The organism is Leifsonia poae (assembly GCF_027921845.1).
Classification (GTDB): Bacteria; Actinomycetota; Actinomycetes; order Actinomycetales; family Microbacteriaceae; genus Leifsonia; species Leifsonia poae.
Map to the genome: position 1 here is coordinate 75,280 of NZ_BSEN01000009.1, position 26,720 is coordinate 101,999.

Consider the following 26,720-nt stretch of genomic DNA (forward strand, 5'->3'; position numbering starts at 1 on the left):
TGTCGCCGTTGGTGCAGCATCAATTCGTGGACCGAGCATCCCAATCAGCCGTACTTTCCTTCCGCTCCGGCGGGGAAGCGACGATGCCAGAACGGTCGGCGGCCCAAGAAGCCAGCAAGCGAAGGTTCTCAGCGGAGGTAGAGCCGGGTTCTGCGGTGTAGATGAGGAGGATGTGTCCCGGTTCGGCGGTGATGGCGAGTTCTTCGTAGGCGAGGGTGAGGTCCCCGACGATCGGGTGGTGGAAGCGTTTCGTGCCCGCCCCGTGGGTACGCACGTTGTGGGCTCCCCAGAGCTGTCGAAAGGTCGCGCTGCGGGTGGAGAGTTCGCCGACGAGGTCTTGGATGGCCCGGTTGTGCGGATCCCGTCCTGCCTCGGCTCGCATGACGGCGACGCACATCTCGGCGAAGAGTTCCCAGTCGGGGTAGAACTCGTGGGAGGCAGGGTCGAGGAACTGGAATCGGGCGAGGTTGGGGGTGCGTCCGCCGTCGCCGATGACCGCCGAGTAGAAGGCGCGCCCGAGATCGTTGAACGCGATCACGTCCGACTGGGCGTTGCGGACGATCGCGATGCCGTCGGTGATCGCGCCGAGCGCCCAGTGCAGCGACGGACGGGTCGCCGGGTTACGGGCGGTGCGGCGGCGGCCCCGGCCGGAGGCGGGGATACCGTCTGCTGCCCGGGCGAGGTCGAGCAGATGGGCGCGTTCGGTGTCGTCGAATTGGAGGGCTTGGGAGACCGCGTCGAGGACAGAGGCGGAGGCGCCGGCGATGGCGCCTCGTTCGAGCTTGGCGTAATACTCGACGCTGACGCCGGCGAGCATGGCGACCTCGGAACGACGCAACCCGCTCACCCGCCGGTTTGGGCCGGCGGGGATGCCGGCGAGCTCGGGGGTGAGCCTGGCGCGTCGCGACATCAAGAACTCACGGACCTCGGCTCGGTTATCCATGCAAACGAGGCTACGTCCGTCAGCGCGACTGAGGGGTTCCCTGTCGGTACACCTCTCGTCAGAGACTCCCCCGGCTCCGCGAAGCGCGCTTTGGTTGTCATGTGACAGTTTCACTTGCTCCCTCTGATGACCGGGCTCGGGCCGGCCGCTGGTTGTCGACCCTCCTGCTCGTGTTGACCGTGTTCGGCCCGATCTCGATGGACCTCTACCTCCCCGCGCTTCCCGCGCTCACGTCCGAGCTCGGCGCTGCGACCTCGCTGGCGCAGCTGACGGTGACCGCATGCCTGATCGGCCTCGCCGGCGGCCAACTGATCGCCGGGCCGCTCTCCGACCGATTCGGCCGCCGCTTACCCCTGCTGGTCGGGGTCACCGCGTACGTGGTCGTGTCGGCGTTGTGTGCCGCCAGCCCCACGGTCGAGATACTGATCGTGGCCCGCCTGGTGCAGGGGCTGGCCGGCGGTGTCGGCATTGTGATCGCGCAGGCCGCCGGGCGCGACGTCTATGAGGGCGGGCGACTGATCCGGTTCTACGGTCGGCTCACGGTGATCGGCGGCCTCGCCGCGATCGTCGGCCCCCTGCTCGGCGGTGCGCTCACCGCCCTAATGGATTGGCGTGGTCTGTTCCTCGTCCTGGCCGTGATCGGCGCCGCCATCCTCGCCTGGGCCGCGTTCGGCTTCCCGGAGACACTGCCAGCAGGGGAGCGCACGACCGGCGGTTTCACCCGCGTCGGACAGGACATGCGCTTCCTGTTCCGCGACCGTCGGTTCGTCGGCGCCGTATTGGCGCAGGGCTTCGTCTACGCGGCCCTGTTCGCCTACCTGAGCGGCGCCACCTATGTGCTGCAAGGTGTGTACGGGCTGACACCGCAGCAATACGCGCTGGCGTTCGGACTGAACTCCGCCGGATTCATGGTCTTCGGCTACCTCGCCGGGCGTAGCAGCGAACGATGGAGTGTCATCGGCACCCTCGTCATCGGCCTCATCCTGGCCGGCGTCGGCGCCGCCGGGCTGCTGGCCGCCGGACTCGCACACCTGCCGCTGATCGTCGTGATCGTGTCGTTGCTGCTGCTGGTCAGCGGAACCGCGATCACGAGCCCGCCCTCGACCACGCTGGCATTGTCCGACTACCCGCACATCGCCGGCACCGCCTCCTCGCTCCTCGGAGCAGCCCGGTTCGCGTTCGGCGGGATCGCCGCCCCGCTCGTCGGTGTCGCCGGAGCCTTCAGCATCCTGCCTCTCGGCATCGTCACCACGACGTCCATCGGCCTGGCCGCTATCGCCGGAATCATCTTCCTCACCCGCCGAACCACCACGACCGACGCCGATTCGTCCCCCACCCCGACAACGGAAGGAACACCCACATGCGTGGAGTAGTCATGTACGCCCCCGGAGACATCCGGGTCGAGCGACGCGAAGACCCCGTCATCGAGAACCCCACCGACGCGATCATCCGGGTGTCGGCTGCCTGCATCTGCGGCTCCGACCTCTGGCCCTACCGCGGGATCGAGCCGGTGAACGGCCCGACGCCGATGGGCCACGAGTACGTCGGCGTCGTCGAACAGGTCGGCGACGCCGTGAAGGACGTCAGGGTCGGGGACTTCGTCGTCGGCTCGTTCTTCGCCTCCGACAACTCCTGCGAGATCTGCCAAGCGGGCTACCAGTCGCGCTGCATCCACGCGATCGGGATGGGGTCGTTCGGCACCCAGGCGGAGCGGTTGCGTGTCCCGCTTGCCGACGGCACCCTCGTCGCAACACCGCGGCAGCCGAAACCCGAGGAAATTCCGGGACTGCTCGCTGCCTCCGACGTTCTCGGAACGGGATGGTTCGCCGCGGTGGCAGCCGAAGCCGGACCAGGCAAGACCGTCACCGTCGTCGGCGACGGCGCGGTCGGGCTGCTCGGCATCCTCGCCGCGAGGCACCTCGGCGCCGAGCGCATCATCGCGATGAGCCGCCATTCCGATCGTCAGGCTCTCGCCCGCCGCTTCGGCGCGACCGACATCGTCGACCAGCGCGGCGACGCCGGCGTCGAGAGGATCAAGGAGCTCACCGGCGGGCTCGGCGCCCACTCCACGATCGAAGCCGTCGGCACCCAGGAATCGATGATGCAGGCCATCCGCGCCACCCGCCCCGGCGGTCACGTCGGTTACGTCGGGGTCTCGCACGACGTCGAACTGCCCGGTCTCGAGCTGTTCTTCTCCGGCGTGCACCTGCATGGCGGACCCGCACCCGTGCGCCGGTTCCTTCCCGAGCTGATCGGGCTCATCATGGATGGCGTGATCGACCCTGGCGCCGTGTTCGACCTCACCCTTCCCCTCGATGACGCCGCCGAGGGATATAAAGCCATGGACGAACGCCGGGCCACGAAGGTACTTCTGCAGACGGAGACAGCATGAACATCGAACCTCGCATCCCCACCAGCAAGAACCCGCCGGAGCAGTTCGCCGGCGACGTCTGGCTCGACCCCATCTCCGTCCCGCACGACGCGGATCAGCGGATGGTCGTCGCAACCGTGCGATTCGCACCCGGCGCGCGCACGGCCTGGCACAGCCACGCCCGCGGCCAGTATCTGCGCGTCACCCAGGGCGTGGCGAGATTCGGCGACCGCGATGGCAACATCATCGAGGTCCGTGCCGGCGAGACCCTCTACACGCCGCCCGGCCAGGACCACTGGCACGCGGCGGCACCGGGCTGCTTCATGGAGCACATCGCCATGCTCGAGAACGCCGACGACCCCACCGCGACCACCGTGTGGAAAGAAACACATCACCGACGACGAGTACAACGGGAGGACGGCATGAGCGACGAGCAGACAGGATGGACGGGCGGGCGCCGCGCGTTCGGCGACTTCGCCCCCGGGCTCGTTCACTACACCGACGAGGTGCTCTTCGACGAGGTGTGGGAGCGGCCCGAGCTGTCAAAACGCGACCGCAGCCTCATCACCGTGACCGCCCTGGTCGCCGGCGGCAACGTCGATCAACTCCGCTTCCACCTGCCCTTCGCCCGCGACAACGGCGTGACCGAGCAGGAGCTGGTCGAGGCGATCACCCACCTCGCCTTCTACACCGGCTGGCCCAAGGCGATGTCCGCCATGACCGTCGCCAAGGAGGTGTTCGGCCACAGGGATGATGACGCTGAAAACGCGTGAAGCGGCTCCGGCAGGATGTCATTTCCTGCCGGAGCCGCCGTCTGGTCAGCCGATCACTGATCGTCGTGGTCGATTGACCCTGGCGCGATCCCCGGCACGTCGTCCGGGCCGTAGATCTTCGCGTCGCCGGGGTACGGGCAGACCCAGTGTGGGCTACGCCGTGCCAACGCGCGCGGCGGTCCGACGATGCGAGCGCAAACCAGCGATGACGTGGCCCACCACCGCCTGGAGTTCCGCGTCAGCCGGCAGGCCGAGGCGGAACTCCAGCCGGGGTGGATGGGGCCGCAGAACGGGTCGACGGCGACGCTCACGTCCGTGTCGTCTGGATCGGCGCCTGACGTCGACTGACACGCGCTGTCGCGCGTCCTGCCGGTTCATCCGGATCCGAGGGCTCGCTCAGCGGTCTGCGCTGGTGGCCGCGCTCAAACGCCCTTGCCATCGAGACGATCGTCGTCCGCCTTCTCCGCGCTGTCCTTCACGTGCGCTTTCACGTCGGCGACCGTGTCCTTGACATCGCCCTTTGCCTGCTCCGCTTTGCCTTTGATCACGCGCGACTCGTCGTTGGTGACCTTGCCGATGACTTCGTCTACCTTGCCCTTCACCTTGTCCCCGGCCGCGTCGAACTTGTCCTCGATACCCATGACATCCTCCTTTGCCGGTGCTCATGCATCCGTCCTTTCCGCGACACGGTACGCGGGTCTGGTGCGGACGTTAACCGGTCGCAGGGCGGAGGGGTGGGGGATGAGGCCGATCGATCGATTGCGCACGCTCAGACCGAATCGGGTGGCCGGCACGAGGAAACGGGACGTCGCGGCTGCCGTCTGCTCTGCGCGCTTCACGCGTGCGCGGTGCACGGTTTCGTACGCTGCGAACGCGGCCCACCGTACGACCTGATGCGTCCTGCACGGTGCTCGCGCCGATCGTCGGTCCTCTCAGCGCCTCACTCCGACGGCGCCCCGGCGTCGGCTTCGTGCTCCGGGTCGGGCTGGAACCGGTAGCCCATTCCGGGCTCGGTGAGGATGAACTGCGGGCGGCTCGGGTCGGGCTCGAGTTTCTTCCGCAGTTGCGCGATGTAGAGGCGCAGGTAGCCTGAATCGCCGACGTGCTGTGGGCCACGGATATCGGTGAGGATGGTCCGCTGGGTGATCAGCTTGCGCGGGTTGCGGAGCAGCAGCGTGAGTATCTGCCACTCCGTGGGCGTGAGTCGCACCGGATGCTCGCCGGCATCTGTGCGGATGAGGACGATCTTGTTGCCGAGATCGACGGACACGTCGGCGAATCGCACGACCGGGATGTCCACCGCGCCGGCCGCACGACGGGTGAGGGCCCGGATGCGAGCGAGAAGCTCGTCCGCGGAGAACGGCTTTGCGACGTAGTCGTCGGCGCCGGCATCCAGCGCCCCGACCTTGTCCGCCGAGTCGGTGCGGCCGGAGACGACCAGGATGGGCACCGTGTTCCAGCCACGGATGGCTTCGATGACCTCGATGCCGCTCAGCCGTGGCATGCCGAGGTCGAGGACGACCAGGTCGGGATGCTCATTGACGATGAGGTCGAGCGCTTCTTTGCCGTTGCGGGCAAGGGAGACGCTGTAGCCGTGTGCGCTCAGCATGATCCGCAATGCGCCCAGCATCTGTGGATCATCGTCGGCGACGACGAGCTTCATCTCACACGTCCCGTGCAGCGGCGTCCGAGGAATCCTCCGGTTGGCCGCTGGGATCGATGGGGAGGGCGAGCACCATCGTGAGGCCGCCGGCGGGGGTGTCCTCCGCGGCGAGCGTTCCGCCCATCCCCTCGACGAACCCCTTCGTCAGCGCAAGCCCCAGGCCGATGCCGGCAGTGTTGTCGGTGTCACCCATCCTCTGGAACGGATGGAAGATCTCTTCCTTGCGGTCGTCGGGGACCCCGGGGCCGTGGTCGGACACGCGGAGTTCGACGTGTCCGCTGAACGTGCTGGCGCTCACCCGCGGTGGGCGCCCGGGCGGGGAGTATCGCAGTGCATTGCTGAGGAGGTTGACGATCGCTCGTCGCAGCAGCACGGGGTCCGCCGTGACAGGCGGAAGCGTGTCGGAGACGTCGACGATGACCTCGCCGGGTTTCACGGACAGCTCGTCGAGGACCGGCGGGATCAGATCCTCCAGATCCACCGGCTGCAGCGAGACGGCGAGGACGCCGGCCTGCACGCGGCTCACGTCCAGAAGGTTGGTCAGGAGGTCGGCGAGATTACGGAGGCTGACCTCGGCGGTATCCAGAAGTTCCGTCTTGTCTTTGGCGGAGAGCCGGCTCCCTGCGGAGCGGAGGCTCGTCACGGCGGCGGTCGCGGCCGCCAGAGGGCGCCGCAGGTCGTGGCCGACGGCGGCCAGCAGTGCGGTGCGGACTCTGTCCGTCGCCTCCAGCGGCCCCACTTCCTGCGCCGCGGTGCTCAGGTCGGCGTGCTCGAGCGCGGCCTCCAGCTGGATGACGATCACCGAGAGCAGCCGGCGGTCCGCTGCCTGCAGGTCGTCGCCGAAGAGCTCCAGGGTCCCCCGCGATCCGACGGGGATGCGTGTCGGCACGGCGTCGGGTCGCGGTTCGCCGTCGACACTCTCGACCTTGCCGTCGTCGGCGGTGAAACGGACCGCTTGCAGCCCGAATGCCTCCCGGGTCCGCGACACCAGGGATTGCACGGCGTCTCCCCCGCGGATGACACTGCCGGCGATGGTCACCAGAAGCTCGGATTCGGCTGCCGCCCGTGCGGCGCTGCGCGTTCGGCGCGCGGACTGGTCCACGACCACGCTGACCAGCACCGCGATGACGATGTACAGGCCGAGCGCGATCAGATGCGTCGGGCGGCCGATGGTGAGGGTGTTGTACGGGCTGACGAAGACGAAGTCGAGGGTGAGCCCGGAGAGCACAGCGGCGAACAACGCCGGCCAGATCCCACCCACCAGGGCCACCACGACGACCAGCAACTGGTAGCTGAGGGCTTCGGCGGTGAGGGAGTCACTGCTGCGGATCTGGGTCAGCAGCAGCGTGAGGACGGGCCCGGCGATCAGGGCGAGCGCGAAACCGTAGACCCGGCGTCGCACGCTCAGGGCGCCGGTGCGTCGGAACTTGGGGAGGTTCCGGCCGCCGGCGGACGCGTGCGAGACGATGTGCACGTCGATGTCGCCGGACGCGCGGATGACCGTGGCGCCGACCCCCGACCCGGTGAGGAACGCGGTGAGCCTGCTGCGGCGGGAGACGCCGATGACCAGCTGGGTCGCATTGCTGGCCCGGGCGAAAGCGACCAGCGCCTCGGGGATGTCGGTGCCTATCACCTGGTGATAGCTGCCGCCGAGTTCCTCGACCAGCTTGCGCTGAGCGGCCAGCGACGCAGGGTCGGCCTCGCGGAGCCCGTCCTGGCTCGCGACGTGCACGGCGAGCAGCTCGCCGCTGCCGGAACGCGCGGCCACCCGTGCACCGCGGCGAAGCAGCGTCTCTCCTTCCGGGCCGCCGGTCAATGCGACGACCACGCGCTCGCGCGCCTCCCATTTCTCCTCGATGCCGTGTTCGGCACGGTAGCGCTGCAGGGAGCTGTCGACCTCGTCAGCCAGCCACACCAGCGTGAGCTCGCGGAGCGCGGTGAGGTTGCCGAGGCGGAAGTAATTGGAGAGAGCGGCGTCGATCCGGGTGGCCGGGTAGACCTGCCCGTCGGCCAGGCGATCGCGGAGCGATTGGGGGGTGAGGTCGACGACCTCGATCTGGTCGGCGCTTCGCACGATGGAGTCCGGGATGGTCTCCCGCTGCGGGACGCCGGTGATCTGTTCGACCACGTCGTTGAGCGACTCGATGTGCTGGACATTGACGGTCGAGATCACATCGATGCCCGCCGCGAGGATCGCCTCCACGTCCTGCCATCGCTTCGCATTGGCGGAGCCCGGTGCGTTGGTGTGGGCGAGTTCGTCGACCAGGGCGATCTGCGGATGGCGTGCGATGACAGCGTCGAGGTCCATCTCCGTCAAAGTGATGCCGCGGTGCTCGACCGTTCTGCGCGGGACGAGTTCGAGGCCGTCCAGGAGGGCGGCGGTGGCCTCGCGATCGTGGCTCTCCACGACCCCGATGACCACGTCCTTGCCGAGATCATGCAGGCGATGCCCCTCTTCGAGCATCATGTAGGTCTTGCCGACCCCGGGTGCTGCGCCAAGCAGCACCCGGAGCCGGCCTCGAACTGCCATCCTCGCGGCCTACTGGTTGCCGTCGGGGTCCATCGCCGCCAGGGCGATGTTCAACTGCAGGACGTTGACGGTGGGCTCGCCCAGGTAGCCGAGGTCACGCTGCTGGGTGTGACTGTCGACCAGCGTGCGGACCGAGTCGGCGCTGATCCCCCGTGCCTTGGCGACGGCATCCACTTGGAGCTGTGCGTAAGCGGGCGAGATGTGCGGGTCAAGCCCTGATCCGGAGGCGGTCAGCGCGTCGGCGGGGATCTGTGCGGCGCTGACGCCGTCGGCCTTTTCGATCGCCTGCTTGCGCTCCTGGATCGCCTTCACGAGATCGGGGTTGTTCGGGCCGAGGTTGCTGCCGCTGGATGCGCCGCCGTCGTACCCGTCACCGGCCGCGGAGGGACGGGACTGGAACCACTGCGGCAGCGGGTGCCCCTTCTTGTCGGTGAAGGACTGCCCGATCAGGCTGGATCCGACGACCTTCCCGTGCGAGCTGACCGTCGACCCGTTCGACTGGCCGGGGAGGGCGAGCTGGCCGATCCCGGTCAGCACCAGGGGGTAGGCGACGCCGAGGACGACGGTGAAGATGAGCAGCGCCCGCAGGGCCACCCAGTACTGGCGCCCGGTTCCACGTGCCGAAGCATTCATGATGAGTTCCGTTCTGGTTTCTAGAATCCGGGGATCAGGCTGATGAGCAGGTCGATCAGCTTGATGCCGATGAAGGGAGCGATGATTCCGCCGAGTCCGTAGATCAGCAGGTTGCTGCGCAGCAGCAACGACGCCGAGGTGGCTCGGTAGCGGACGCCGCGCAGGGCGAGCGGGATCAGGATCACGATGATGATCGCGTTGAAGATCACCGCCGACAGGATCGCCGAGGACGACGAGTGCAGCTGCATGATGTTGATCGCCTGCAGACCGGGGAAGACGCCGACGAACATCGCCGGGATGATCGCGAAGTACTTGGCCACGTCGTTCGCGATGGAGAACGTGGTCAGGGCTCCGCGGGTGATCAGCAGCTGCTTGCCGATGCTGACGATGTCGATCAGCTTGGTCGGGTCGGAGTCGAGGTCGACCATGTTGCCCGCCTCTTTGGCCGCGGAGGTGCCGGTGTTCATCGCGACCCCGACATCCGCCTGGGCGAGGGCCGGGGCGTCGTTGGTGCCGTCGCCGGTCATCGCGACCAGGTTGCCGCCCTCCTGCTCCTTGCGGATCAGCGCGAGCTTGTCCTCCGGGGTCGCCTCGGCGAGGAAGTCGTCGACTCCGGCCTCGGCGGCGATCGCCTTCGCGGTGACCGGGTTGTCGCCGGTGATCATCACGGTGCGGATGCCCATCCGTCGCATGTCGGCGAACCGCTCGGTGAGACCGGTCTTGACGATGTCCTTCAGGTAGATGACTCCGAGGATGGTGGCCTCTCCTGTCGCCGACCTGGTGGCGACCGCCAGCGGCGTTCCGCCGGCTTCGGAGATCTGCAGCACCTTCTCGTCGAGGTCGCTCAGGATCGAGGAGGCCACGGGCGAGGACTCCTGCGCCCAGGCGACGACCATCGATGCGGCGCCCTTGCGAACCTGCGAGCCGTCGGCGAAGTCGACACCGCTCATCCGGGTCTGCGCCGTGAACGGCACCACCTCCCCGTCGAGTGTCCCCTCGTGCACGAAGCCCTGTTGCCCGGCCAGCGCGACCACCGAGGAGCCTTCCGGGGTGGGGTCGCTCAGCGACGCCAAGGCCGCCGCCCTCACGAGTTCGGCCTGATCCACACCCTGCACGGCGGTGAACTCCGCCGCTTGGCGGTTGCCGTAGGTGATCGTTCCGGTCTTGTCGAGCAGCAGCGTCGTCACGTCACCGGCCGCCTCGACCGCGCGCCCGGACATGGCCAGCACGTTGTGCTGGACCAGGCGGTCCATGCCGGCGATGCCGATCGCCGACAGAAGCGCGCCGATCGTGGTCGGAATCAGACAGACCAGTAGGGCGACGAGCACCGTGACACTCGGGGCTGCATTCGCGAATCCGGCCGTCGGGCCGAGCACCAGCACGACGACGACGAAGATGATCGTCAGCGCGGCCAGCAGGATGTTCAGGGCGATCTCGTTCGGGGTCTTCTGCCGCGATGCGCCCTCGACCAGCTTGATCATCCGGTCGACGAAGGTCTCGCCCGGCTTGCTGGTGATCCGCACGACGATGCGGTCGGAGAGCACACGGGTGCCACCGGTCACCGCACTGCGGTCACCGCCTGACTCCCGCACCACCGGTGCCGACTCGCCCGTGATGGCGGACTCGTCGACAGAGGCGATGCCCCAGACGATGTCGCCGTCACCAGGGATCAGTTCACCGGCGGTCACCACTACGACATCTCCGAGCCGGAGGTCCGCGGAGGCGACCTGAGCGACGGTCGCGCCAGTGGCCGACGCATCCGTCTGCGGGTCGTAGTCGGGGACGCGGTTGGCGACGGTCGTCGTCCGGGTCTTCCGCAGGCTGGCGGCCTGCGCCTTACCGCGGCCCTCCGCGACCGACTCGGCGAGCGTGGCGAAGAGCACGGTGAGCCACAGCCATACGGCGATCGACCAGGTGAAGGCGATCGTCGTGACCGTTCCGCCGGACTTCTGCTGACCGAGGAACGGCTCCGCGATCGCGAGGATGGTGGTCAGCGCGGCGCCGACCTCGACGATGAACATGACCGGGTTGTGCCACATGTCCCGCGGGTCGAGTTTGCGAAAGGCCCCCGGTAGGCCCGCCCAAAGCTGGCGCCCGTTGAACGCACCTGTCGGCGCTTTGCCTCCATGAGGCCGGTGCTGACCGCGGCTGTCCGCGGTGTCGGTAAGAGTGGACATGATCAGTGAAGCCCTTCCGCCAGGGGACCCAGCGCGAGAACGGGAAAGTAGGTGAGTGCGGCGACGATGACCACGACGCCGACCACGAAGGCGACGAACAGGGGTCGATGCGTCGGAAGAGTTCCGGAGGTGGCGGGCACTTTGTCCTGTGCCGCCAACGAACCGGCGAGCGCGAGGACGAACACGATCGGCAGGAACCTGCCGAGGAACATGGTCGTGCCGAGTGCCGCGTTCAGCCACGGGGTGTTCGCCGTGAGCCCGGCGAATGCCGAACCGTTGTTGTTCGCCGCTGACGTGAACGCGTAGAGGACCTCCGAGAAGCCGTGCTGGCCGGGGTTCCAGATCGAGACCTTCTCGATGTTGTCCTTGATCGCCGGGATCGCGAAGCTGAGCCCCGTGCCCAGCAGCACCAGCGTCGGCGTCATCAAGATGTACAGGCTCGCCAGCTTGATCTCTCGCGACGCGATCTTCTTGCCGAGGTACTCCGGAGTGCGGCCGACCATCAGGCCGGCCAGGAACACCGAGATGATCGCGATGATCAGGATGCCGTAGAGGCCGGCGCCGATACCGCCGGGAGCAACCTCGCCGGTCATCATGTTCAGCATGGTCATCATCCCGCCCAATGGCGTGAAGCTGTCATGCATCGAGTTGACCGCGCCGGTGGACGTCAGAGTGCTGGTCGTTCCGAAGAAGGTAGAACCGAGGATCCCGAACCGTTGCTCCTTGCCCTCGAGCGCGCCGCCTGCCGCCTGGGTGGCCGTGCCTCCGCCCTGCAGTTCGAAGAGGGTCAGCGCGACCAGGGACACGATGAAGATCGTGGACATCGCGCCCAGGATGGCGTAGCCCTGCCGGTTGTCGCCGACCATTCTGCCGAACGTGCGAGGCAGCGAGAACGGGATCAGGAGCATCAGGTAGATCTCGATCAGGTTCGTCCAGGCGGTGGGGTTCTCGAACGGATGCGCGGAGTTGACGTTGAAGAATCCGCCGCCGTTGTTGCCCAACAGCTTGATGGTCTCCTGCGACGCCACCGGACCCCCGGGGATCGTCGCCGTTCCGCCGGTGAGCGTGCTCACACTGGTGAATCCGTTGAAGTTCTGGATAGCGCCACCGACGATCAGGATGATCGTGAAGATCACGGCGAGCGGCAGCAGGATGCGCAGGGTGGCCCGGGTCATGTCGACCCAGAAGTTGCCGATCGTGCCGGAGCGGTGCGCCGCGAAACCGCGTACGAGGGCGATGGCGACAGCGATTCCGACCGCAGCGGAGAGGAAGTTCTGCACCGCCAGTCCCGCTATCTGCACCGTGTAGCCGACGGTGACCTCCGGCGAGTACGACTGCCAGTTGGTGTTCGTCACGAACGAGATCGCCGTGTTGAACGACAGTCCCTCCGGCACCGCAGGCAGACCGAGCGAATAGGGAAGGATCGCCTGTGCCCGCTGCAGCGCGTACACCAGCAGCACGCCGAGGACCGAGAACGCGAGCACGCTGCGCAAATACACCGGCCAGCTCTGCGCGACGCGGGAGTCGACGCCGATGATCCGGTAGAAGCCGCGCTCGACCTTCAGGTCCTTGCGCGTGGTGAAGGTCGCGGCCATGTAATCGCCCAGCGGGCGGTACGAAAGGCCGAGAAGCAGAACGAGGGTGGCGAGGAAGGCCACGAACAGCCAGAACATTTCTAGAATCTCTCCGGCTTCAACAGGGCGTACACGAGGTAGGCGATCGACGCGACAGCCAGCGCCGCCGCCAGCAGGTTGAAGAAGATCACAGCTTCTCCACCCCTCGTCCGACCAGGGCGACGATCGCGCCGAGCGCGAGAATCCCCACAACGCAAATGAGGTCCAACACGGAACTTCTCCATCCGGGTCATCCGCCTCGCCGGCTCCGGCGAAGCGATGGGATCTGGCGCTCTGCCAGAACCACGGGGTCCATACAAGTGGACTGAAACCCGCCGAATGCCGGTCCTAACGCAATCAATACGCTGTCGACCGGAGTACTAACGCTTTTCCTCCGGCCAGCGACGGGATGCGGCCCGCGACGGGATGCGGCCGGTGACGATGATGGTGCTGCGACTATCCGAGGGTCGTTTCCTCTGGGGCACCCTCGACGTCTCCCCCGCAAGCCGAGGAGTCGGGCAGCGCGTGCGTTTGACGGTCTGCCCGCCGGGAATCAGGGAAATTTACAACGACCTGCCGACGGACTCGATGCAGTAATGGACCTGGGTGTCGTGGGTGACGAACCCGGCGCTCTCGTAGACTCCGAACTCCGTGCTCGAACCGTCGGCATCGACCCTGAGGCTGGCCCGTCCGTAGCCCTGCTCCTGCGCCACCCGGAGCGTGTGTGCGATCAAGGCTTCGGCCACGCCGCGATCTTCGTATGCCGGCCGCGTGGCGATGACCCTGAAGTACGCGTCACGGATGCCGGTCGCCGCCGTTTCCGCCTCCCACGAGACCACTAGCAGGACCCCGGCGGCGGTCCCGGTCTCGACGTCGCGGAGCAGGAAGCTCGACTCGGGCCGGAAGTTCGCGTTCACGGCCCAGACCTTCCACTCCTCGGCGCTGAGCTGCGACGAGCCGGCGTCGTGGGCGGCCTCATTGCGGACCGCGCGGAACTCCTCGTCGGTCGCGGCCGTATAGCCCTCGATCTGCAGGCCGTCGGGGACAAGGAGGTCAGGAATGGCGGTGCCGAGCGGATGCCGCATGTGCCGGCTCCACTTCGTCGCCGTCATGCCTGCCGCACGGTACAGGGCGACGGCGCCGTCGACATGCTCGCCGTAGACGGATTCGACGACCAGGCGGAGCGTGGGGTGATGAAGCGTATGCAGTTCCTCGGCCGTCGCCACCCCGTGTTGCATGAGCATCGTCCCGAGCCCCTGGCGACGATGGGTGGGGCGCACGGCGCCGGCGGCATGCACCCGGTGGACGATATCGGCTGCAGGCTTGTAGTGGACCGCCGAGAAGCCGAGCATGGTCGCCCCGTCGAACACCGCCAGAGTGGACGTCGGCAGATCGTCGACCGGCGAGTCCAGCTCCTCCGTCGCGTCTTCCACGGTGTACTGCCCCCAGACGTGGTCCTCCGCGTCGACCGCGTTCAGGAGGTCGGCCATCGCGGCGCCGTCGGACACGGCCAACGGGCGCCACGTGAGGTTCGGCGATTCGACAGTCATGATCGCCACCATATAGAGCGCGGACGACGATCGTGATGCCGCCCGACACCGGGCGCGCGGCGGGAAAACAGTGCCTGCCACCCGCTTTGGGGGCGCTTTCGACGGCTTTCGACCGTTCAAAACCCCTCGTGTCCCCCAAAATGCCGCTACCGGGCAGGACATTCGTGCGTCAGGCTCGAAAGCATGGAGGGGCAGCATGAGCTGAGACAGGAGATGGTCGTGACGCAGCAGAAAGTCGTGCTGCGTCCGCACCCGCACCTGTTCACGCGGGGCATCATCGCGGTCCTCGCGCTCACCACACCCGTCTTCGCCGTGCTCTACTGGCTGACCATCCCGGACGGCGGATGGCCGCTGGTGCTCGGCATCCACATCGCCGTCATCGTCGCGACCACCCTCGCCGTGCTCGCGTTCTTCAGCACGGTCATCCAGCTCGGCCCCGACGGCGTGCGCGAGCGCGGGTTCTTCGGGCGCACCGTTGAGGTGCGGCCCGGTGCCGTCGGCACGGTGCAGCTGATCGACCTCTACGAGGGCAGCACGCTCGACACCCAGCCGCAGCTGTTCGTGACCGGTACAGACGGACGGGTGCTCATCCGGATGCGCGGCCAGTTCTGGGCGGTGGAGGACATGGAGCGGGTCGCCGAGGAGCTCGATGTGCCGATCACCCGGCGTACCGAGTCCATGACGCTCACCGAGCTCCGTCGCAGTTCGCCGGAGCTGCTCTACTGGTTCGAGCGTTTTCCGCACGTCGGCCGCTGAGGCAGCCGTCGGGGCGGCGGCTGAGCGCAACCGCCGAGGGCAGGCGCTGAGCGCAGCCGTCGGGCACGACGGCACGACGGCAGAGGCGTCAGACTTCGGCGTCCGTCGCGATCGCGAGCGCCGGGCCGTCAGAGCTGCTCGACGGCAGGTCGCGGAATCCGAGTCGGTCGTAGAAGGCGCGGGCCGACCGGTTCGACGACGACATCGTGAGGTACAGGCCGGGTACGCCGCGCACGCGGAGCTCGCCGAGCATCCGGCGGATGAGGGCACGGCCGAAGCCCTGACCCTGCAGCTCCGGAAGCAGATCGATGTGCAGATGGGCGGGGTAGTCCTCGACTTCGGGAACGATCGAACCGCGCGGGTCCAGACCGATTCCGATGATCGACCGCTCGTCATCGGAGGACGCGGCGTCGAGAGGGTGATGGGCCACGAACCCCGGAAGCCAGGCCTCGTCGTACCAGTCGGCGTACGCACGGCTGTCTGCGACGCCGATGACGTATCCGGCGACGTGCTCGCCGGTGTCCACCACGAACGCGAGGTCGGGCTGGTACGCGAGGTACGGACCCGCGAAGATGTCGGGCAGCAGGTCGTCTGAGCTGTACTTTCCGGTGGCGTCACCGCCGCTGTCGCCGGTTCGGACGCAGATCTCGTAGACGTCGTCTCTGTCGCTGGCTCGGTAGGGACGGATCACGCTCACCGTGAAAGTATTGCAGTGTGACCGCCACCTCCGCCGCCACGTCGGCAGCCGCCTCGGCCGCCACGTCGGCCGGGCCGCGCAGCAAGGGGCTGCTGACCCCCGAGGATCCGGGCGCGCCCGTGCGGATCTCGCGCCTCTGGCCGGGCGACGCCGCGGCCTGCTGCGTCCGTCACTACTGGCTCCCCCGCTGGTCGTTGCCCGCGGGCGAGAGCCTCCGGCAGGAGGTGCTCGAGTACCCGACGAGCAACCTCGTGATCGAACCGGAGGAGTCGTCGCTGCATCGCGCCCGCCGCGGCCGCAGCACGCGCATCCTGGCCGGCGAGGGCTGGGCGTTCGGCGTGCTGCTGCACCCGGGCGTCGCGCGCGGGCTGGCGGGCGTGAGCGTCCGCACGCTGCCGGTCTCGGTCCCCCTCAGCGCGCTTCCTGTCCCCGGCACGGCCGAGTTGCTCACCCACGTGCGCGACCGGATGCGCGACGAGGACGACAGCGGAGCGGTCGAGGCGTTCGAGGCCTGGCTGACCGCGGCCGTACCCCCACCCGGGCCGGACGGCCCGCTCGTGGCCGAGATCGTCGACGCGGTCGAGAACGACAGGGACATCGTGCGGGTCGAGCAGCTGGCAGACCGGTTCGGGATCGGCGTGCGGCACCTGCAGCGGCTCATCGCCGGCCACATCGGGTTCAGCCCGAAATGGCTCATCCAGCGCTACCGGCTGCAGGAGGCGGCGGCGGCGCTGCGCTCGGACGACGCTCCTCCGCTCGCCGAGCTCGCGTCGGCGCTCGGCTACGCGGACCAGGCCCACTTCGGGCGCGAGTTCAAGGCCGTCGTCGGGCAGACCCCGGGCGCGTACCAGTCGGGTGCTGCATGACGGCCGACCTCACCGCGCTGACGGCTCCCCGGCTGCGTCAGTGGTCGCTCACCCCGGATGGTCCCGCCTTCGCGACACCGAGCAGCGTGCTGCAGCCCGTGCTGTTCCGCTCCCGCCCGGCGTTCCTCAAGATCGCGACCGTGGCGGAAGAAGCGGTCGGAGGGCGCGTCATGGTGTGGTGGGACGGCCGCGGTGCGGCGCCCGTGCTGGCCCACGACGGCGACGCGTTGGTGCTGGAGCGCGCGGTCGGCGACGGCGACCTGGCCCGGATGGCGCAGGACGGATCCGCCGGCGACGACGACGCGACGCGCATCCTGTGCCGCACCGCGCTGCGGCTGCACGCCGTCGACGATCGGCCGCTCCCCGACGGACTCGTGGGTCTGCCGGAATGGTTCCGCGAGCTGTTCGCGCATGCGCTCGAGCATCCGGATGCCCACGGCGGGTTCTACGCGCTGGCGGCCGCCACGGCGCGCGAGCTCCTGGCGGAGCCGGCGGGAGAGGTCGTGCTGCACGGCGACGTGCACCACGGGAACGTGCTCGACTTCGGATCCGACGGCTGGCTCGCGATCGACCCGAAGCAGGTGTTCGGCGACCCCGGCTTCGACTTCGCCAACATCCTGTGCAACCCGACGGCCCCGGTGGCACTGGCGCCGGGTCGCCTGGAGCGGCAGGTCGCCGTGATCGCCGAGGCGGCCGGGATCGACCGGGCGCGCATGCTCCGCTGGACGCTGGCCTGGGCGGGCCTGTCGTCGTGCTGGATGGAACGGTCGGGCGAGGATCCCGGTCACACGCTGCAGGTCGGACTGCGCGCACGCGACCTGCTCTGAGCGGGAGCGCGGGACGCTCAGCGCCGGCGACGGGTGCCGAAGATCCCCTCGACGACGCCGGTGAGGATCGACGCCGTCGCCTTGGAGCCGAGCACCTGTTCGAGGAGGTTCGGCTGCTGCTTCGCGGTCGTGCGCCGGCCGCCGCTGGACGGACCGGTGGCCTTGATGAGCCGGTCGTACTCGGCGTCGGCGGCCTTCTGCGCCTTCGCCTGAGCGGCCGCCGCCTTCTCGGCGGCCTTCTGCGCATCGACGGCCGCTTTCGCCTGCGCCATCACGCGCTCCTGCTCTTCTGCGGCCGCGGCCGCTGCATCCAGCTTGCGGGTGAGCATCTCGCGCGCGGAGTCTCGGTCGATCGCCGTGCCGTACGTCGCGAACAACGGTGACGCGGCGACGGTCGCGTCGATCTGCGTCTCGGGCGTCGGCGACATCGACCCCTGCGGAGCGCGCAGGCGCGTCCACGCGACCGGGGTCGGCGCACCCTTCTCGTTCATCACGGTGACGATGGCCTCACCCGTGCCGAGCGACTGCAGCACCTCCGCCAGGTCGTAGCCCGACTTCGGATAGGTCGACACCGTCGCACGCAGCGCCTTCGCGTCGTCGGGCGTGAACGCCCGCAGCTGATGCTGCACGCGGGAGCCGAGCTGGGCGAGCACATCCGACGGCACGTCCTTGGGCGTCTGCGTCACGAAGAAGATGCCGACCCCCTTCGACCGGATGAGGCGGACCGTCTGCGTGATCGAGGCGAGGAAGTCCTTCGACGCGTCCTTGAACAGCAGGTGTGCCTCGTCGAAGAAGAAGACGAGTTTGGGCTTGTCGAGGTCGCCGACCTCGGGCAGGTCGTTGAAGAGGTCGGCGAGCAGCCACATGAGGAACGTGGAGAACAGGGCGGGTTTGTCCTGCACCCCCGGCACCTCGAGCAGGCTGACGATGCCGCTGCCGTCCGGGGCGAGTTTCAGGAACTCGGCCGTGTCGATCTCGGGCTCGCCGAAGAACGCGTCGGCGCCCTGGTCGGCGAACGCGATGAGCTCGCGCAGGATGACGCCGACGGTCGCGCTCGACAGACCGCCGAGCCCGGCGAGTTCGGCCTTGCCGTCGGCGCTGTTCAAGAAGGTGAGCACGGCGCGGAGGTCGCTCAGATCGAGCAGCGGGAGCCCAGCGCTGTCGGCGTAGTGGAAGACGAGCCCGAGGCTCGACTCCTGGGTGTCGTTGAGTCCGAGCACCTTCGAGAGCAGCAGCGGCCCGAAGCCCGCGACGGTGGCGCGGATCGGCACGCCCTTGTCGATGCCGCCGAGCGAGAAGTACTCGGTCACGGTCGCACGCGGCGCCCAGTCCTGGCCGATGCCGGCGGTGCGCTCGATCAGCTTGTCGTTCGGCTCGCCCGGGCTGGCGATGCCGGAGAGGTCGCCCTTGATGTCCGCGGCGAACACTGGCACGCCGTTCGCGGCGAGCTGCTCGGCGAGCACCTGCAGCGTCTTCGTCTTGCCGGTGCCGGTCGCGCCGGCGACGAGGCCGTGGCGGTTGGTCATCGCCAACGGGATGCGCACCGGGACGTCGGGCTGCGGGTCGCCGTTGAGCAGGGCGCCCATCTCGAGCGCGGCTCCGGTGAAGGCGTAGCCGTCACGGATGGCGGTGACGGCGGCCGCGTCGAGCGGTCCTGCAGTCGGGGTGGGTGGCGCGGCGGGCTCTGCCGCGGGCGGCGCAGCCTCGTCAGCCGGGACCGCAGCCGCCGCTGCCGCCGCCGCAACGGCGGCCTGCGCGGCGTCGGCCTGCGCCTGGGCCGCGGCAGCCGCATCCTGGGCCCTCCTCAGCGCTTCGGCGGCCTCGGCCTGCAGTCTCGCGGCGTTCTCGGCGGCGGCTTGCGCATCCGCTTGGGCTTTCGCAAGGGCATCCGCGTCGTCGCTCATGCGCTCACTCTAGTGAGCGCCCCGCTCGCGTCGAAAGGTGCGGAATGTCGCTCATTCACCCCGAATGAACGACATATCGCACCGCTCGCGACGAGGGGTAAGAGAGGCTCAGCCCTCGCGCAGGCCCCAGGGCTGGCCGTAGCCGCCGTCCGCCTCCGGACGCGCCATCAGCTCGAGGTACGGTGCCGCCTCGAACGCCTCCGGACCGAGCACGCCGGTGCCCGACCACACGCCGGTCGCCAGCAGCTCGAGCGCGATGACCGGGTTCAGCGCCGTCTGCCAGACGACGCACTGGCTCTCGTACTCGCGCATCGTCCAGTCGTTGTCGCTCACGTGGTACAGGTAGACCTCGCGCGGAGACCCATCGACGCCGGTGCCGGTCACCCACACGCCGGCACAGGTCTTGCCCGACATCAGCGGGCCGATCGTCGCGGGGTCGGGCAGCGCCGCCGCGACCACGTCGCGCGGTGCGACCTCGACCGGTCCGTTCGCGCTGCGTACGCGCAGCGGCGTCGTCGAATCGAGTCCGAGGCGGTGCAGGGTGCGAAGGATCCCGATGAACTCCTCGCCCAGGCCGTACTTGAACGTGACCCGCTCGGCGTCGATCCAGCGCGGCATCAGGAGCACTTCCTCGTGCTCGACGTTGACGCACTCGACGGGGCCGATCCCCTCCGGGAAGTCGAACACCTCCGGCTCGCTGAACGGCGGGGTCGTGTACCAGCCGGCCTCCTTCTCGAAGATGACCGGCGGGTTGAGGCACTCCTCGATGGTGGTCCAGATGCTGAACGAGGGTGCGAAGATCTCGTTGCCGTCGGAGTCGCGCACCACGAGGTTGGCGCCGTCGCGCGTGCCGAGTTCGTCGATCTGGGAGAACAGCTCGTCGGCGGCGTAGCGCGCGAACACATCGCTGAGGCCGGGCTCGACGCCCATGCCGACGAGGGCGAGCCGCCCGGCGGACTCCCAGTCGCCCCGGAGCGCGAACTGGTCGTCGCCCAGCTTTACGCCGGTCTTGGCGTACGGATCGGTGGGATGCGGCTCCGAGAGGCTCATCGCCATGTCGAGGTAGTCGGCTCCCGCGGCGAGCGCGCCGGCGAAGATGGTGGGCACGAACTTCGGCTCGACGGCGTTCATCACGTGCGTGGCACGGTGCTCGCGGGCGACGGCCGCGACGGCATCCGGATCGGAGGCGTCGATCGAGGCCGCGGTGAACCGCGCTGCGACGTCGTCGCCGTGCTTGGCAGCGATCCAGGCGATGGTCCGCTCCGCCCGGCTGACGTCGTAGTCGGTGACGATGATGGTCTCGTAGAACGAGCGCCGCGCCGCGATCTTGGCGATGGCGTCGCCGACTCCGCCGGCGCCGACGAGCAGGATTCTCATGCGGGACACGCTATACGCCCCGGCCGACAGCGACCAGCGCGTGCAATACTTCTGCACAGAAAGTAACCGATCAGGAGCGCCGATGCCCGCTGTGAACACGCCATCCCCCACCGTCGTGCCGACCCGGCTGGCCGCCGATCGTCTCGTGCATCTGCGCGCATCCGGTGTCAGCGTCCTGCTCGATCTTCGTGGCGGGCTGCTGCCCTCGATCGTCCACTGGGGAGCCGACCTCGGTGGCATCGGCGCCGACGAGGCGATCGCCCTGGCGGTCGCGGGCGTCGCGCCCCAGGCGAACAACACGGTGGACGAGCCGCTGCGACTGGCGATCCTGCCGGAGCAGCGCACGGGATGGCTCGGGCGCCCGGGACTCAGCGGCAGCAGAGACGGCCGGGCGTGGTCGCCCTGGTTCCGCACGACCGAGCTCGCCGCCACGGCCACCGCCGGCGCCGACGCGCTCGCCAGCACCACCACGATCGCGGACGACGCGTTCACGACCATCGACGGAGGCGGCAGCATCCGGGTGGCGGCGACCGACCCCGAGGCGCAGCTCGACCTCGTGGTGACCATCGAGCTCTCGGCGGCCGGGGTGCTCCGGGCATCCGCCGCTCTCACCAACCGGGGAGACACCTACCGGCTCGAAGAGCTCTCGCTCGCACTGCCGGTGCCGGCCCGTGCCGGCGAGGTGCTCGACTTCGCGGGTCGCTGGAGCAAGGAGCGCACTCCGCAGCGCCGGCCCCTCACTGTCGGCACCCACCTCCGCGAGGGCAGGCGCGGCCGCACCGGAGCCGATGCCGCCCTGCTGCTGACCGTCGGCGAGCCGGGATTCGGCTTCGCATCCGGCGAAGTGTGGGGGCTCCACGTCGGCTTCAGCGGCAACCACCGGCACTACGCCGAGCGCAGCACCGGCGGAGAGCAGGTCATCGGCGGCGGCGAGCTGTTCCTGCCCGGCGAGATCGCTCTGAGCACGGATCAGTCGTACGAGACGCCGTGGGTCTACGGCGTCTACGGCATCGGTCTCGACGACCAGGCGCAGCGGTTGCACCGTCACCTGCGCGCACGGCCGCAGCATCCGTCATCCCCGCGGCCGGTCACCCTGAACGTGTGGGAGGCCGTGTACTTCGACCACGATCTGGACCGCCTCCTCGCCCTCGCGGAGACGGCCGCCGCCATCGGCGTGGAGCGCTTCGTGCTCGACGACGGCTGGTTCCGGCACCGCCGCAACGACAGGGCGGGACTCGGCGACTGGTACGTCGACGACGACGTGTGGCCCGACGGGCTGACGCCCCTGATCGATCGCGTGCGCGCACTCGGCATGGAATTCGGTCTCTGGTTCGAACCCGAGATGGTCAACCTCGATTCGGACCTCGCCCGCGCGCATCCGGAATGGGTGATGCAGACGGGCGGCCGCCTCCCGCTGCCGTCGCGTCACCAGCAGGTGCTGAACCTCGGGATCCCGGAGGCGTACGCCTACATCCGCGACCGGATGACCGACATCCTGACCGCCAACGACATCGCGTACATCAAGTGGGACCACAACCGCGACCTGGTGGATGCGGGCACAGCGCCGGGCGGCGAACCGGGCGTGCACGTGCAGACGCTCGCGACGTACCGGCTGATGGACGAGCTCAAGGAGCGGTTCCCCGACCTGGAGATCGAGTCGTGCTCCTCCGGGGGAGCACGCGTTGACCTCGGGGTGATCGAGCGCACCGACCGGGTGTGGGTCTCCGACTGCAACGATCCCCTCGAACGCCAGCAGATGCAGCGCTGGACCCAGCAGCTGCTGCCGCCGGAACTGCTCGGCGCGCACGTCGCCTCCGGGCGCTCGCACACCACCAGGCGCGTGCACGACCTCGGCTTCCGCGCGGCCACCGCCTTCTTCGGGCACTTCGGAATCGAATGGGACCTGACGAAGGCCACCCCGGCGGAGCTCGACGAGCTCGCCGCGTGGATCGAGCTCTACCGGTCGCGCCGCTCGCTGCTGCACACCGGCGATCTGGTGCGGATGGACCAGGTCGATCCAACACTGTGGGTGAGCGGGGTCGTTGCCGCGGACCGGTCGGCGGCGCTCTTCTCCCTCGTCTACGTGGCACGTTCCGACACGGAATCCGCCGGCCGGATCACTCTTCGCGGGCTCGATCCGGAGCGTCGCTACGTGGTGCGCCCGCTGACGATCGGCAACCCCGCGCACGGCTACCACGTTCCGCCCTGGTTCGGGGTCGGTGACCGAGCCGGCGGCGCGCAGCTGGGCTCGGACGGCGTGACACCGCGGTCTCTTGTCATCGCGGCCGGGAACGAGCCAGAGGGCATCGTGCTCAGCGGGCGAGCGCTGGCGACCGCTGGGGTACAGGCGCCCCAGTCGTATCCGGAGCAGTCCTGGCTGATCGAGGTGACCGCGATCTGACCGCGATCTGACCGCGCTGTGATCTCGATCTGACGGTCAGCGGAGCATCCGGGCGCGGATGGCCATGGCGGCCGCGCCGCGCGCCCATTCGTTGAACGCGAACGGCTGCACGTCGATCGGCGCCGAGACGGTCCGCCAGGCCACCGTATCGGCGAAGGCCGCGCTCATCGCCGGCTCCGCGACCTCGCCGAGACGCGCCCCCTCGCCGGCGAGCACGATCTTCTGCGGATCGATCAGGTTGGTCACTCCGGCCAGGAGCGCGCCGAGCGCCGCACCCGCTTCGTCGACCACCGCGCGCAGCGACGGGTCGCCCTGCTCCGCATCGTGCAGCACCTCACCGTACGACAACGCACGACCGGATGCCCGCAGCGCCGCCTGCTCGACCGCGCCGGTCGTCAGGAGCGCACTGGCGCAGCCGTGATGCCCGCGCCAGCACACGGCCTCGGACGGGAGCAGCGGCTGGTGGCCGATGCTTCCCAGCGCCCCGTGAGCACCGATGATGAGGCGACCGTCGGCGACCAGCCCCATGCCGATGCCGGCACCGATCGTGACGACGGCGAGACTGTCCAGGCCGCGCCCGCCGCCGAACCAGTGCTGCGCCTGAGTGAGCGCGGTGACATCGTTGGCGACGACGACCGGGACGGCGAGCCGGTCGTGCACAAGACGCGCCAGCGGGACATCCGTCCACTCGAGAAAGTGCGACTCCGTCACGACGAGGCCGTCGGCGCTGTTGCCGCCGAGGCTGATGCCGACACCGTCGACGGACGCGAACGACCCGGCGAGACTGCGCACGCTGCGGGCGATGGCATCCGCCACGAGTGCGGGAGCGTGGCCGGCGAGCGTCTCTTCGTGCTCGGCCCGCGCGGTTCCGCGCAGGTCGGTGACGACGCTGTAGACCGTGTCGGCGGTGAGCTTCACCCCGGCGAAATGCTCGGCTGAGGCATCCAGCTCGAGGGGCTGCGGCGGCCGGCCGGTCGCGCGCAGCCGGGGCTCGCCCTCGAACAGCCGGCCGTCGGCGAGCAGGCTCTTGGTGATGCGCGTGAGGCTGGGGCCGGAGAGGCCGAGGCGCTCGGCGAGCTCGACGCGCGAGAGGGGACCGTGGATCAGGATCTCGAGCATCACGCGCCCGGCGCTGCCCTGGGCGATGGCGGCCTCGCGACTTTCTTTCGACGCGACACTCTCGCTCATGCAGTCATCTTATGGTGGCGGCAGCAGCGGCCAGGCCGATCGCCGGTCGACGCCGGCGCCGCTACGAGGCCGGCGGAGGCCCGGCCGGCGTGGCAGGGCCACGCCGCAGCACGAACGGATGCGGCACGGTCTTCTCGCGTGCGAGGCGGTAGGCGAGCGGCGCCCACACGATGACGGCGACGCCGGCCCCGAGGATCAGCCCTCCGATGGTGTCGCTCAGCCAGTGCGCGCCGAGGTAGGTGCGACTCAGGGCCATCAGCACCGCGTACAGCACGCCCGCGATCCACACCCACACCCGCGGGAACAGGATGCTGAGCACCACGATCATCGTCGCCGCGTTCGCTGTATGCCCCGACGGGAATGAACCGGTGTCGGATTGCACGAGAATCTCCGACGGCCGCGCGCGTCCGACGGTGTGCTTGATGACCTGCACCAGCGTGACGGATGCGATGCTGGCGATCGCGAAGTACAGGGCTCCCCACGGCCTTCGGAAGGCGAGCAGCACGAGCACGATCAGCAACGGGATGATCACCGAGCCGAGGATGCCGCCGCCGATGTTGTTGAAGGTGAGGGCGGGGACGAGCCAGAGCGGCGAACGGTGCTCGACGATCTCGCCCATCCACTCGCGATCGATCGCGAACGGCTCGGTCGGCCGGAAGGCGATCAGGGCGCCGAGGACGATCACGACCGCGACGGCGACCGACGCGGAGACCACCGGCCAGCGGCGGGCGATCCGGGCGGCCTGGTGGACGTCGGTCTGGTGCTCCATCCATTCACCGTACCCAATCGCGCGATTCTGCGACGGGGGCTTGCGCGCTGCCCGCGCGCGGGCATCCGGCTCAGTGGGCGAGTTCGGGAACGGTCTTCGGGCGCACGATGAGCCACAGCGCGGCGATGCTGACCGCCGCGCAGATGGCCATCACGAAGCCCATCGGAGCGGCACTTCCGACACCGAGGATGCCGACGACCGGCGAGATGATGCCCGCGATGCCGAAGTTGAGCGCGCCGAGCAGTGAAGCCGCCGTGCCGGCTTCGTGTCCGTGACCGTTCAGCGCGATCACCTGCACGCAGGGGAATCCGAAGCCGCAGGCCGCGATGAAGAACCAGAGCGGGATGACCGTTCCCCACAGCCCGGCGTGCGACTGGTCGAGCACGACGATCGTCACCGCCGAGACGAACATCACGATGGTCGAGACCGCGAGGATCCACTGCGGTCCGAAGTACTTCGTGAGCCGCGCGGACGACTGCACACCGATGATGATGCCGATCGAGTTCACCGCGAACAGCAGCCCGTATTGCTGGGCGTCGAAGTTGTAGATGTCCTGGAAGACGAACGAACTCGACGACAGATACGAGAACAGTCCGGTGAAGTTCATGGCGCCGACGATCGCGATGCCGACGAAGACGCGGTCGCTCAGCACCGCCTTGTAGCGCTGGCCGACCGTCGAGTGCCCGGCGTCGTGACGGCGGGCCTTGGGCAGCGTCTCCACGATGAAGAGCGACACGCAGACGACGACGAACAGCCCGTAGACGGCGAGCACGACGAAGATGCCGCGCCACGGCATCACGAGCAGCAGCTGCGAACCGACCACCGGGGCGAGCACAGGGGCGAGCCCGTTGACGAGGGCCAGGCGACTGAGCATCCGGACCAGCGGGCGCCCGCCGAAGAGGTCGCGGACCATGGCCATGGCGACCACACCGCCGGCCGCGGCGCCGATGCCCTGGAAGGCACGGGCGACCCCGAGGAGTTCGACGTTCGGGGCGACGGCGGCCGCCAGGCACGACAGGATGTGCACGATCGTTGCCAGGATGAGCGGCAGCCGGCGACCGACCTTGTCGCTCCACGGGCCGACGATCAGCTGACCGAGACCGAAGCCGATCGTGGTGGCGGTGAGCGTGAGCTGGATGGCGGCGGTCGAGACGCCGAACTCGTTCTCGAGCGTCGGCAGCGCCGGGAGGTACATGTCGATCGTGAACGGTCCGAGTGCGGTGAGCGCGCCGAGCACGAGGATGTAGGTCAGCCGCTGGCGGCCGGTGAGGGAGTCACCAGGGTGGACGACGGTAGTCACGTACGGATTCCTTGATTCGTTGCAGGAGAAAGCGAACACCGCGGACGGGGCCGCGGTGCGAAATGTGGGACGGTGCCGGAAGAGGCGGAGCTGGCCGGCTCTGGCGATTCGGGGCGATCGAATCGATTCGAGAACCAAGCCGCTGCAATCCTATCGGAAATCCGGCCGCGATGTTACCGTGCACATTGTCGCCTCTTCGGGTGGCAGACCTGTGGTCGGCCAGGCTCGCACGCGAGAGGTGCGAAATGTTCGTCATGGAGCCGAATGAGCGAGATATCGCACCTTTCGGCGGCAACCGTGGCGCCAGCGCGGCGCGGCAGCGCGCAGCGCGGCGCGGCAGCGCGCAGCGCGGCGCGGCAGCGCGCAGCGCGGCGCGGCAGCG

24 protein-coding genes and 1 pseudogene are annotated in these 26,720 nt (G+C 68.9%); 10 read left to right on the plus strand and 15 right to left on the minus strand.

The window, feature by feature from the left end:
* Nucleotides 1–19: 19 nt before the first annotated feature.
* Nucleotides 20–943, minus strand: a complete 924-nt coding sequence (locus PKE84_RS10755; RefSeq protein ID WP_271177241.1) for a helix-turn-helix transcriptional regulator — start codon at nucleotides 941–943, stop codon at nucleotides 20–22.
* A 101-nt stretch (nucleotides 944–1,044) separates the two neighbouring features.
* Between PKE84_RS10755 and PKE84_RS10760 the strand changes: the two genes are divergently transcribed.
* From PKE84_RS10760 to PKE84_RS10780, 5 genes and pseudogenes are all read left to right on the plus strand, one after another.
* Entirely contained in the window at nucleotides 1,045–2,316 is a 1,272-nt protein-coding gene (locus PKE84_RS10760; RefSeq protein WP_373877135.1) for a multidrug effflux MFS transporter, read from the plus strand.
* On the plus strand, nucleotides 2,304–3,335 hold the full coding sequence (locus PKE84_RS10765) for a zinc-dependent alcohol dehydrogenase family protein (RefSeq protein WP_271177243.1): 1,032 nt from the start codon (nucleotides 2,304–2,306) through the stop codon (nucleotides 3,333–3,335). Before PKE84_RS10760 ends, PKE84_RS10765 begins: the two co-directional genes overlap by 13 nt.
* A pseudogene (locus PKE84_RS10770) lies at nucleotides 3,332–3,740 on the plus strand ((R)-mandelonitrile lyase). Before PKE84_RS10765 ends, PKE84_RS10770 begins: the two are co-directional and overlap by 4 nt.
* The gene (locus PKE84_RS10775) at nucleotides 3,737–4,087 is read left to right on the plus strand and encodes a carboxymuconolactone decarboxylase family protein (protein WP_271177244.1); all 351 of its coding nucleotides are present in this window, start codon (nucleotides 3,737–3,739) and stop codon (nucleotides 4,085–4,087) included. Before PKE84_RS10770 ends, PKE84_RS10775 begins: the two are co-directional and overlap by 4 nt.
* A gap of 186 nt (nucleotides 4,088–4,273) precedes the next feature.
* Nucleotides 4,274–4,435 (plus strand): hypothetical protein, encoded by a 162-nt coding sequence (locus tag PKE84_RS10780; protein WP_271177245.1) that lies wholly within the window; start codon nucleotides 4,274–4,276, stop codon nucleotides 4,433–4,435.
* A gap of 74 nt (nucleotides 4,436–4,509) precedes the next feature.
* Here the strand turns inward: PKE84_RS10780 and PKE84_RS10785 are convergent, their stop codons facing one another.
* The 7 genes from PKE84_RS10785 to kdpF all read right to left on the minus strand — a co-directional run bounded on the left by PKE84_RS10785 (nucleotide 4,510) and on the right by kdpF (nucleotide 12,855).
* A complete protein-coding gene (locus tag PKE84_RS10785) occupies nucleotides 4,510–4,728 on the minus strand; it encodes a CsbD family protein (RefSeq protein ID WP_271177246.1) in 219 nt (72 codons plus the stop codon).
* 299 nt (nucleotides 4,729–5,027) lie between these two features.
* Nucleotides 5,028–5,750, minus strand: coding sequence for a response regulator (locus PKE84_RS10790; protein ID WP_271177247.1), 723 nt, complete (start codon nucleotides 5,748–5,750; stop codon nucleotides 5,028–5,030).
* 1 nt (nucleotide 5,751) lies between these two features.
* Nucleotides 5,752–8,280 (minus strand): DUF4118 domain-containing protein, encoded by a 2,529-nt coding sequence (locus tag PKE84_RS10795; RefSeq protein WP_271177248.1) that lies wholly within the window; start codon nucleotides 8,278–8,280, stop codon nucleotides 5,752–5,754.
* Between the two features lie 9 nt (nucleotides 8,281–8,289).
* Nucleotides 8,290–8,913 carry a K(+)-transporting ATPase subunit C gene (gene kdpC, locus PKE84_RS10800; protein ID WP_271177249.1) on the minus strand — a complete coding sequence of 208 codons (624 nt, stop codon included), beginning with the start codon at nucleotides 8,911–8,913 and terminating at the stop codon, nucleotides 8,290–8,292.
* A gap of 20 nt (nucleotides 8,914–8,933) precedes the next feature.
* Nucleotides 8,934–11,090, minus strand: a complete 2,157-nt coding sequence (gene kdpB / locus PKE84_RS10805) for a potassium-transporting ATPase subunit KdpB (protein ID WP_271177250.1) — start codon at nucleotides 11,088–11,090, stop codon at nucleotides 8,934–8,936.
* Between the two features lie 2 nt (nucleotides 11,091–11,092).
* Nucleotides 11,093–12,763, minus strand: coding sequence for a potassium-transporting ATPase subunit KdpA (gene kdpA, locus PKE84_RS10810; protein ID WP_271177251.1), 1,671 nt, complete (start codon nucleotides 12,761–12,763; stop codon nucleotides 11,093–11,095).
* A gap of 2 nt (nucleotides 12,764–12,765) precedes the next feature.
* Nucleotides 12,766–12,855 carry a K(+)-transporting ATPase subunit F gene (gene kdpF / locus PKE84_RS10815; protein WP_064110145.1) on the minus strand — a complete coding sequence of 30 codons (90 nt, stop codon included), beginning with the start codon at nucleotides 12,853–12,855 and terminating at the stop codon, nucleotides 12,766–12,768.
* A gap of 292 nt (nucleotides 12,856–13,147) precedes the next feature.
* Here kdpF and PKE84_RS19535 point away from each other — a divergent pair, with 292 nt between their 5' ends.
* A complete protein-coding gene (locus PKE84_RS19535; RefSeq protein WP_309297488.1) occupies nucleotides 13,148–13,300 on the plus strand; it encodes a DUF6611 family protein in 153 nt (50 codons plus the stop codon).
* Here PKE84_RS19535 and PKE84_RS10820 read toward each other — a convergent pair.
* Nucleotides 13,267–14,253: a GNAT family N-acetyltransferase gene (locus tag PKE84_RS10820; protein ID WP_271177252.1), complete on the minus strand. Its 987-nt coding sequence runs from the start codon at nucleotides 14,251–14,253 to the stop codon at nucleotides 13,267–13,269. The two genes, PKE84_RS19535 and PKE84_RS10820, sit on opposite strands and share 34 nt — an antisense overlap.
* A gap of 213 nt (nucleotides 14,254–14,466) precedes the next feature.
* On the opposite strand from PKE84_RS10820, the gene PKE84_RS10825 reads away from it, so the two are divergent.
* A complete protein-coding gene (locus tag PKE84_RS10825; protein WP_271177265.1) occupies nucleotides 14,467–15,009 on the plus strand; it encodes a hypothetical protein in 543 nt (180 codons plus the stop codon).
* An 88-nt stretch (nucleotides 15,010–15,097) separates the two neighbouring features.
* Here PKE84_RS10825 and PKE84_RS10830 read toward each other — a convergent pair whose 3' ends face one another.
* The gene (locus PKE84_RS10830) at nucleotides 15,098–15,706 is read right to left on the minus strand and encodes a GNAT family N-acetyltransferase (protein WP_271177253.1); all 609 of its coding nucleotides are present in this window, start codon (nucleotides 15,704–15,706) and stop codon (nucleotides 15,098–15,100) included.
* 17 nt (nucleotides 15,707–15,723) lie between these two features.
* Between PKE84_RS10830 and PKE84_RS10835 the strand changes: the two genes are divergently transcribed.
* The gene (locus tag PKE84_RS10835; RefSeq protein WP_271177254.1) at nucleotides 15,724–16,572 is read left to right on the plus strand and encodes an AraC family transcriptional regulator; all 849 of its coding nucleotides are present in this window, start codon (nucleotides 15,724–15,726) and stop codon (nucleotides 16,570–16,572) included.
* Nucleotides 16,569–17,399 (plus strand): aminoglycoside phosphotransferase family protein, encoded by an 831-nt coding sequence (locus PKE84_RS10840; protein ID WP_271177255.1) that lies wholly within the window; start codon nucleotides 16,569–16,571, stop codon nucleotides 17,397–17,399. The genes PKE84_RS10835 and PKE84_RS10840 overlap by 4 nt, the downstream gene beginning before the upstream one ends.
* 17 nt (nucleotides 17,400–17,416) lie before the next feature.
* On the opposite strand, the gene PKE84_RS10845 is transcribed toward PKE84_RS10840, so the two are convergent.
* Together PKE84_RS10845 and PKE84_RS10850 are read right to left on the minus strand one after the other, a co-directional pair.
* Nucleotides 17,417–19,303, minus strand: coding sequence for a helicase HerA-like domain-containing protein (locus PKE84_RS10845; RefSeq protein ID WP_271177256.1), 1,887 nt, complete (start codon nucleotides 19,301–19,303; stop codon nucleotides 17,417–17,419).
* Between the two features lie 108 nt (nucleotides 19,304–19,411).
* The gene (locus PKE84_RS10850; protein ID WP_271177257.1) at nucleotides 19,412–20,680 is read right to left on the minus strand and encodes a saccharopine dehydrogenase family protein; all 1,269 of its coding nucleotides are present in this window, start codon (nucleotides 20,678–20,680) and stop codon (nucleotides 19,412–19,414) included.
* 82 nt (nucleotides 20,681–20,762) lie between these two features.
* Here PKE84_RS10850 and PKE84_RS10855 point away from each other — a divergent pair, with 82 nt between their 5' ends.
* Nucleotides 20,763–23,081 (plus strand): alpha-galactosidase, encoded by a 2,319-nt coding sequence (locus PKE84_RS10855; RefSeq protein ID WP_271177258.1) that lies wholly within the window; start codon nucleotides 20,763–20,765, stop codon nucleotides 23,079–23,081.
* 36 nt (nucleotides 23,082–23,117) lie between these two features.
* On the opposite strand, the gene PKE84_RS10860 is transcribed toward PKE84_RS10855, so the two are convergent.
* The 3 genes from PKE84_RS10860 to PKE84_RS10870 all read right to left on the minus strand — a co-directional run bounded on the left by PKE84_RS10860 (nucleotide 23,118) and on the right by PKE84_RS10870 (nucleotide 26,338).
* Nucleotides 23,118–24,269, minus strand: a complete 1,152-nt coding sequence (locus PKE84_RS10860; RefSeq protein ID WP_271177259.1) for an ROK family transcriptional regulator — start codon at nucleotides 24,267–24,269, stop codon at nucleotides 23,118–23,120.
* A gap of 61 nt (nucleotides 24,270–24,330) precedes the next feature.
* Nucleotides 24,331–25,038, minus strand: coding sequence for a phosphatase PAP2 family protein (locus PKE84_RS10865; protein ID WP_271177260.1), 708 nt, complete (start codon nucleotides 25,036–25,038; stop codon nucleotides 24,331–24,333).
* Between the two features lie 70 nt (nucleotides 25,039–25,108).
* Complete coding sequence (locus PKE84_RS10870) at nucleotides 25,109–26,338, minus strand: multidrug effflux MFS transporter (protein ID WP_271177261.1); 1,230 nt, start codon at nucleotides 26,336–26,338, stop codon at nucleotides 25,109–25,111.
* Between the last annotated feature and the right edge of the window lie 382 nt (nucleotides 26,339–26,720).